The sequence below is a fragment of the Lewinella sp. genome (assembly GCF_050633125.1).
Taxonomy (GTDB): domain Bacteria; phylum Bacteroidota; class Bacteroidia; order Chitinophagales; family Saprospiraceae; genus Lewinella.
Window position 1 is genome coordinate 1 of record NZ_JBOEFX010000208.1, and the last position, 7,025, is coordinate 7,025.

At 41.7% G+C, this 7,025-nt stretch carries 8 protein-coding genes and 1 pseudogene; all 9 read right to left on the reverse strand.

Annotated features, from left to right (window positions below):
- A pseudogene (locus ACRBG0_RS28095) lies at positions 1 to 320 on the reverse strand (adenylate cyclase); the annotation flags it as partial.
- Positions 321 to 572: 252 nt separating this feature from the next.
- Positions 573 to 2,195, reverse strand: a complete 1,623-nt coding sequence (locus tag ACRBG0_RS28100; protein ID WP_431490148.1) for an ankyrin repeat domain-containing protein — start codon at positions 2,193 to 2,195, stop codon at positions 573 to 575.
- 207 nt (positions 2,196 to 2,402) lie between these two features.
- Positions 2,403 to 3,002, reverse strand: a complete 600-nt coding sequence (locus ACRBG0_RS28105; protein ID WP_431490149.1) for a sulfite oxidase heme-binding subunit YedZ — start codon at positions 3,000 to 3,002, stop codon at positions 2,403 to 2,405.
- 29 nt (positions 3,003 to 3,031) lie between these two features.
- Entirely contained in the window at positions 3,032 to 4,006 is a 975-nt protein-coding gene (locus tag ACRBG0_RS28110; protein ID WP_431490150.1) for a VOC family protein, read from the reverse strand.
- Positions 4,007 to 4,112: 106 nt separating this feature from the next.
- The gene (locus ACRBG0_RS28115) at positions 4,113 to 4,415 is read right to left on the reverse strand and encodes a 4Fe-4S dicluster domain-containing protein (RefSeq protein ID WP_431490151.1); all 303 of its coding nucleotides are present in this window, start codon (positions 4,413 to 4,415) and stop codon (positions 4,113 to 4,115) included.
- A gap of 97 nt (positions 4,416 to 4,512) precedes the next feature.
- Positions 4,513 to 4,923 carry a DoxX family protein gene (locus ACRBG0_RS28120; RefSeq protein WP_431490152.1) on the reverse strand — a complete coding sequence of 137 codons (411 nt, stop codon included), beginning with the start codon at positions 4,921 to 4,923 and terminating at the stop codon, positions 4,513 to 4,515.
- A 153-nt stretch (positions 4,924 to 5,076) separates the two neighbouring features.
- On the reverse strand, positions 5,077 to 5,595 hold the full coding sequence (locus ACRBG0_RS28125; protein ID WP_431490153.1) for a Crp/Fnr family transcriptional regulator: 519 nt from the start codon (positions 5,593 to 5,595) through the stop codon (positions 5,077 to 5,079).
- An 81-nt stretch (positions 5,596 to 5,676) separates the two neighbouring features.
- Entirely contained in the window at positions 5,677 to 5,808 is a 132-nt protein-coding gene (locus ACRBG0_RS28130; protein ID WP_431490154.1) for a hypothetical protein, read from the reverse strand.
- Between the two features lie 49 nt (positions 5,809 to 5,857).
- A complete protein-coding gene (locus tag ACRBG0_RS28135) occupies positions 5,858 to 6,865 on the reverse strand; it encodes a hypothetical protein (protein ID WP_431490155.1) in 1,008 nt (335 codons plus the stop codon).
- Positions 6,866 to 7,025: the final 160 nt, after the last annotated feature.

The following is a 7,025-nucleotide window of genomic DNA, read 5'->3' on the forward strand; positions in this document are numbered from 1 at the left end:
CTTACCTCGTCCTGCACTTCAAAGAGATCATCCATCTGCCGATCCCAGGTCTCCGACCAGAAGTGGAAATCTTCATCAGCCTGGATCAACTGCGCCGTGATCCGCATCTTTTTTCCCGCCAAGCGTACGCTTCCTTCCAGTACGGTAGCCACGCCAAGCTGCTCACCAATTTTAGTAATCGGAATGTTCTTCCCCTTAAAGAAAAAAGCAGAAGTTCGGGAGGTCACCCTCAACTCCTTAATTTGCGCCAAGGCATTGATGATCTCTTCCGTGATACCGTCACAAAAGAAATCAGTCTCCTGATCCGCACTCATATTCATGAAGGGCAAAACAGCAATGGACTTAGGATGTTTTTCTAATTTTTCCAGCAAAACTATGCTTTATTGATAATGGGTTTATGCTTAGGGGGCGGCGAAGAATAAGTTACCCATTTCAGGCTNNAGAACGAGCATAGCCAAAGCTATGCAAGTGATAAGCAACGAAGTTCAGCGCCGAAAGATCAGCATTAAAGGGAGGAAGTTATTTTTCGCCGACCCCTTCAAAATCGTAAATATAACTCAAAGTCGTTGGGATTACAACTGGTGATTGGAGTGGGGGGATATTGCCCAGTCTTTCCCTCCTATTTCGAACAAAACAATCTCCGCATTCGTAATGACAATCAAATTCATTGTCGCTTTGTCATAATGAATTTGCCGTACGTCCTCTTTTAGTGCCAACGTGATTTCTTCTATCTTTTGAAACACATGGTTCTTTCGGTAAACGATCAGCTTTTTCCCTTTGCCGAATAAGAACAGATCGTTCGAAATGGCCGCCAGACTGCAAGCGTCGTAAGCGGATGGGTAGGCCGAAATGCTTATTTCTTGTGTTTTGTTCAAACCACCAGCTTGCCATTGGTAAACGTCTATTTTATCAGGATAAGCGACTAGCATTTCTTCGCCTATAAAGGCAAAGCTCTTGGAGGTATTCTTCCAATCTTCAAAAAAGGTGTGGACGAATTTTACTTCGTGGTTCGCTTCAAGCTTGTACAAGTCAAAAAACGTTTCTTGGTCATAACTCAAAAAGCAGAGGAAGTTTTCATTGTCGCTTACTGTCGGAAAGAAGGTGCCATCTTCCGCATCCATCTTCCTGATGACGTTAAAGTTTTCATCAAGAATAGTTATATCCCAGTTGCTTGAGCTTCCGATGTAAATCGCTCTCTTGGGAAGGTAGGTGAGTTGGTCGAAATTATAGGTCTCTTCGAAAACGATAGTGTCAACAAGCGCAAAGGTGGTGCGGTCTAATTTTAGCAATTTGTTTTCTCCAGAAGGGATAATCACATGACCGGAAGGGCTGATCGCGAAGTTTCTAATGATGGGCACATCCAGCTCAATGGACTTAGTGGCTACTAGTGAATTGCCTCTTGTAATTTCGTAATTTATCAATTCCCCTTCCTGCGTTAATGCAATATAGTTGGATGTTTTTTTTCGGAGGAAAGCTATTTTTGAGAAGGCTGGTTTTATCTTAACCACCTTGATTTTATTAGCAAGAAGCGCTGGGTACTTGCCTTCTATAAGTTCGACAATATGATTTCTTGCCCCTTGCTTGGCTAAAATATAAGGCGTCCTTCTGCTGTTGTCTTTTATCCAGCTTAGACCTAGCTGTAGGGCATATTCAAAGACTTCGGTAGAGCCTGCCCAAGCGAGTTTGTGGAGCAGGTTACTTCCGTTGGTGTCGCAGCCATTTAGGTCAATTTGGTGCTTTCGGTAGGTGACTATGGCCGCTTTGCTTCTGCACTGCAAGTATTGAGGGGCCTTCGCGTGAATCTCCGCACCACTGCGGAGTAATAAATCAATCACCTGGATTTTGTCTTGCCTTGTTGCCAAGTCCAGCTCCCGATCGTTCATGGTTGCTCCATGGTCAAGCAAGTACTTGGCAATTTCTACATTGTCGGCCCAGCACAAAGGCGTAGCATATACTCCTGTTCTTTCAGCATTGACGAACGCTCCATTTTCAACCAGGTACTTTACCATTTCAAAATTTCCACTCAAACAGGCGATGTGCAAAGGCGTATCACTCATCCATCCCTTGAGATAAATTTCCTCAGGGTTGCTTTTGAAATGTTCTTCCACCTCCTTGTTTTTGTGATTTCTGATCAATTCAAAAACAAGCGGTTTTATCGTATGGTCTCGTTGGTATTTGTTTTGCTCTTGGTTCATTTTTGGAGGGTTACCATTGGCAAAATAAGCTAAATTTTGCTATCCGTTCCTAGCGGGTCGTGGTCCAATATTTGTAATGACCTAAGTGCTTGCTTATACAAGTCGCTGCGAGACTGTTCATTAATGTGTTTCTGATGAATAATTGCCGAAATGTATCTACTTGATAACCAGCAATAAAAAAAACTCTGCGGCTCTGCGCGAGACACACTATTTTGAACACTCTCGTCGCTGCTTCCAAACCCTATAGACTTGTAAAAGCATAACGGGGGCAAAATGAAACAATGCACCTCCCATACTGGCATGCTCTCCCTGCAAGCCCAACAAAGCCCAATGCGCAAATGCCATCACAGCAGCTAAATACACCCATCGTTGTAGCTTTTTCCAAGCAGGTCCCATTCTTTTTATGGCGGCATCGGTACTCGTAATCGCCAAAGGAATAAATACAAAGAAAGTAATCCATCCTGTTAGAATGGAGACCTCTGAAAATTCATTAACTATTTGACTAAATGGGTATTCCAAAACATAGAAAATAGTGTGCAATAGCGTATAGGCGAATGCAGAGACGCCAAAAAAACGACGATTCCTGATTAGCCACTTAGCTGCTCGGCCTGTAGGAAACATCAAAGCGATGGGCGTTGCAATGAGACTGATAACTAAAAATCGACCAGCAAATTCACCGGTGATATGCATCATCATATCATAACTCAGCTGCCCTTTTAGATAATTTACGGTTGCCATGATCCCTGGAATAGCGAGAATCAACCATAGTATATACTTTCCGGTAAGGAAGGATTTTAAATGATTCATATTATAGTGTGATGTAGCCTAGAAACTCTTTAGGAATTATTTGTCAAGAATACTTTATTACCTGTGGGGTCGTCAAGCCAGTAGCCGCCTTCCTTTTCCTCGTAGTTCGAAACGTTGGCTAAAACTTCGCTAAGCTTTTCTTTGTTTTTATAAATGATTTGAAAATGTCTTAAGCCTGCACTTTCCGCTGGAGCTAATGGTTTGTTCTTGCCGTGCCATGAGTTCATGACTATCCGGTGCTGGTAGTCCCCTCCTGCACCCAAATCGGCGTACATGTATTGGGGGAGATAGTTGAACGACAGGTATCCTAGTTGCTTATAAAAAGCATTGGAATTCTGAACATTGTTTGCGTACAAATGCACATGACCAAGATAAGTGTCATTTGGGATGATCTTATTTACATCTGTATCTTCTAATGCTTGCAAAATTTCATTTACATCCAAACGTTCAGAGGCAGAACGAATAACACCATCGGTGCCTTCTATTCTAAGGCCACCGGTAGTAACTACTCTCTTGAATCTTTCTGGCGTTTCCAAGGTGAATTCAACATTTATTCCGTCTGGGTCATCTAAATAGACAGACTTTGACATAGTGTGGTCAACAGGAGAGTAAGGATATTTATTGACATTCAAACGGTTGATCATGCTGGCGAACGCTACAACATTGGGGGCATGAATAGCAAAATGGTAAAGTCCACTATAGCCCTTTATAAAAGAGGTTTGGGCTGTTTGATGAACGACTACTAGAGTCTCAGCTTCTGTTCCAAATTCAGCTGTGTTTTGGAAAGTATTGCGCTGTTTCATACCCACTATCTTTGTCCAGAAATGAGTAGACTTTTCAAGGTTTGTTATATTTAGATGAATGGCGCCATAGGAGGCAAATTCACGTAAATGATTATTATCTTCATTGCTATGTGACATCGCATTTACGATAGTAGAGAATTCATCCATTGATATTAAAGTTGTTCCCCCTAAAAGGGTTTTTATAAAGGAATTGCGGTTCATCTTATTTAGAGTTTGTTCCCATTAAGCTATTTCCGTCGAATATTTTAGTTATCCACTTTTTACCAAATTAAATTTTCCAACAAGCTCTTGGTTTAGTAAGCATCGCTTAAAACACCATCTTCGTCAAGATGATCGCATTTTCGGGACAGGCCTGTACACATAGCTCACAAGCGTGACATAAAGCGGGGTCAGTGAGGTAAGCTTTGTGCTTAAAAAAGAACGTTTTAAGTTTTCCTTTCAAATTCAATTGGTCCTTGCCTTTCATTGTAATCTGGAGCATTTCAAAAACATCATAGGGACAAACAGTAATACAGTCTTCTTTCGCGCCACAGTTATTGAAATTAACCAAGGGCATTAACTTACCTCTGGCATCAGCACAATTACTTTTAAGTTGTTTCTTATTAGCCATGATTAATCACTCATAGTGTGATTTTATAGCGCTTGCTCGAAATTTTTCGAGCAAGCGCTATGAAAATCGAAAAACCATCGAGTAGGTTAATATACTATTAACCCTTGGCGAGAATGGGAGCTTTCTTACTTCTGCCCCATGCCACAAATGCAGCAAGAGCCATCAGCACGACATTCATTCCAATTGCAGGAAACTCACCTTTTGAGGCGTGAAATAGTGCTGCTAAAAGCATCACTACAACTAGCCCAATGGCTGCCCAAACAGTTAAGAATGGCTTGATACGCAGTAAGGAAGGAAGCAACAAACCTAAACCACCTAATAATTCACTGATACCGATAAACCGCACGAGCCCTAATGGCACAGTTGTTACCCAGGGAAGTGATTCTGCCAAGGCGGCTACGGGTTGAGAAGCTTTCATTGTTCCTGCCATTAGAAACATAGCTCCTAGTAATGCTTGAGCTACCCAAAGTGCAATATTGATTGCCTTGTTATTTTGTTGATTTGCCATGTGTAAATCTTATTTGATTAATAATGGCACAAAGTTGGGCTGTATAAGGCTAAGAAAAATTAAGATAGCTTAAGAAATGACTCAGAGCTTGTTGGGTAGGGCCTGATTAGTCGATTGTAGGGAATTGAGGTCTTACCAAACAAGCTCGTAATACTATGATTTTGCCATCTTACGCCTTAGATCACTCAGGTATTCTGGCGTAATACCGATGTAGGAGGCAATTAGCTTTAGCGGGAGGCGCTGCACCAAAGTAGGATAGGTTTGTGTAAACGACATATAGCGTTCTTCGGCAGTAGCACTTAATAAGCTCATGATTCTTTTATTGGCTGCAATCAAACTATTTCGGAGCTTGATGCCTATTTCGACCAAGAGTTCTTTTTCTAAGCTATCAAAATCGCGAAAGTCAGCGGCTGAAATAAATGAGACTTCACTTTCTTCTAAAGCATCAATGAAAATAGTAGAAGGATCGCCGTTGGTGTAACTACCCATATCTCCAATTATCCAATCTTCAGGAGCAAATTGCAAGATGTGTTCTTTGCCTGCATTGTCAATAACATAGCTTCTCAGGCAGCCGCTTTTAACCTTGTATGCATACAGAGTAGTATCACCAACGCTTAAGAGGAGATCTCCTTTTGATACTTTCTTTGTTTTACGGAATTTAATTGTTGCCATTGTTATGTAGTTGGTTGCTCTCCCTTTACCATCCCTTCAATTTTCAGATTACCTGCGTTGTTCAGCACATGTTTAGGGTTCTCAAGGAGTACCGTTTTCTTGAGAGATGAAAACGTTGAACAGCACCTTCAAAGGATTTTTATTGACGATATAAGCCGGTGCGGATAGGTACACTTCCTTGATTTTATCTTCCTGATGTAGGAGGGTTTTCAAATCCACGAATTTGACTATAAGGACATTTAAGAAGGAATGCATAGCAAATTTACGATTTTGGCCGCTTCCAGGATATCACCGCCACCGAAAGGGCAAACACTCCCATTACGAGTAGTACCCACGACCATTTTTGATTATTCTTCATCAATCTTTTCGCTTGGTCTAAATTGATGTATTCTTTTCCTTCGTGGCTCAATTGGTAAACCCGGATCATGTCCCAGTGAAAGTGCTTCGTTTGGAAGGAGGGTGGGGCCAGGTTTCCTATTTTCGATCTGAAGTCCTCCCTTTTTAGCCCAAGCCTTATTTTGTCACCTGCCTGAAGTTCATTGGTAAGGTTCGTATTGCAGGCATTGTATCGAAAACCATTGATTTTGAATTCAAATTCAGGATGTTCCACGGTATAGATCGGGATGTAATGTTTGTTTCCTTTTCCTGTACTTGACTCAATGGCAGGTGTTGAAGCCAGAGTTGTTTCGGTGTACTGCAGGTCTTCCTCTAGGTTATCAATCTCCTCAAACTGCATGTTGAGAAAAAGCCCAAGAAGGAGCACGCCTACAATCAGCATAAAAAACCGCAGCGGGAGGGTTTTTAAAAAATCGTACCGCTTGAATTCCTGATCCTCTAATTTTTTGAAATGCTGTCTGGTAAACCCTGCGATTTCGTAGAAGTTGGCATAGCTGTTGGAGTCTATGGTTAGAAACCTATTGCCCATTTTGAATACCAGCCTTCTTCCACTTTGGTACTTTTCTTGGTAAGTTTCCTCCCTGAAACCCTGAATTTCACTGGCCGGGAAAACCTTCTTCCTAAATCTGGTCTTCAGAATTACCCTCTTGCTGGATAGCTCAAAGGCTTTTCTATTGACCAAATAATTCAAAGCAGCCAGCGCGAATGTGAAGAAGAATAAGGAGAGTATCAGTTCTGTCCCATCAATATACCTCTTGTTAAACATCTCCTCGATCGAAATGATCCCCAAAAATCCGCAGAACAACACACCAATCACCATTAGGTAACGGTACTGGTTGGAATGGGTGGATTTTATTTTTTTGGGGTGGGGCATTTTTTGGTGGGGTGGGGGACTTTGAGGAAAGCGTCTGTTTTTTAAACCACGCGAAGCGGAGTATGTGCGTCCTAGACAAAGTTGGCTGTAGCTTTATTCCTTCCTTATTTTTGTCGTAATTCCTTTAATTAAACTAAGCGGCGGTGTGTCAGATGTAATG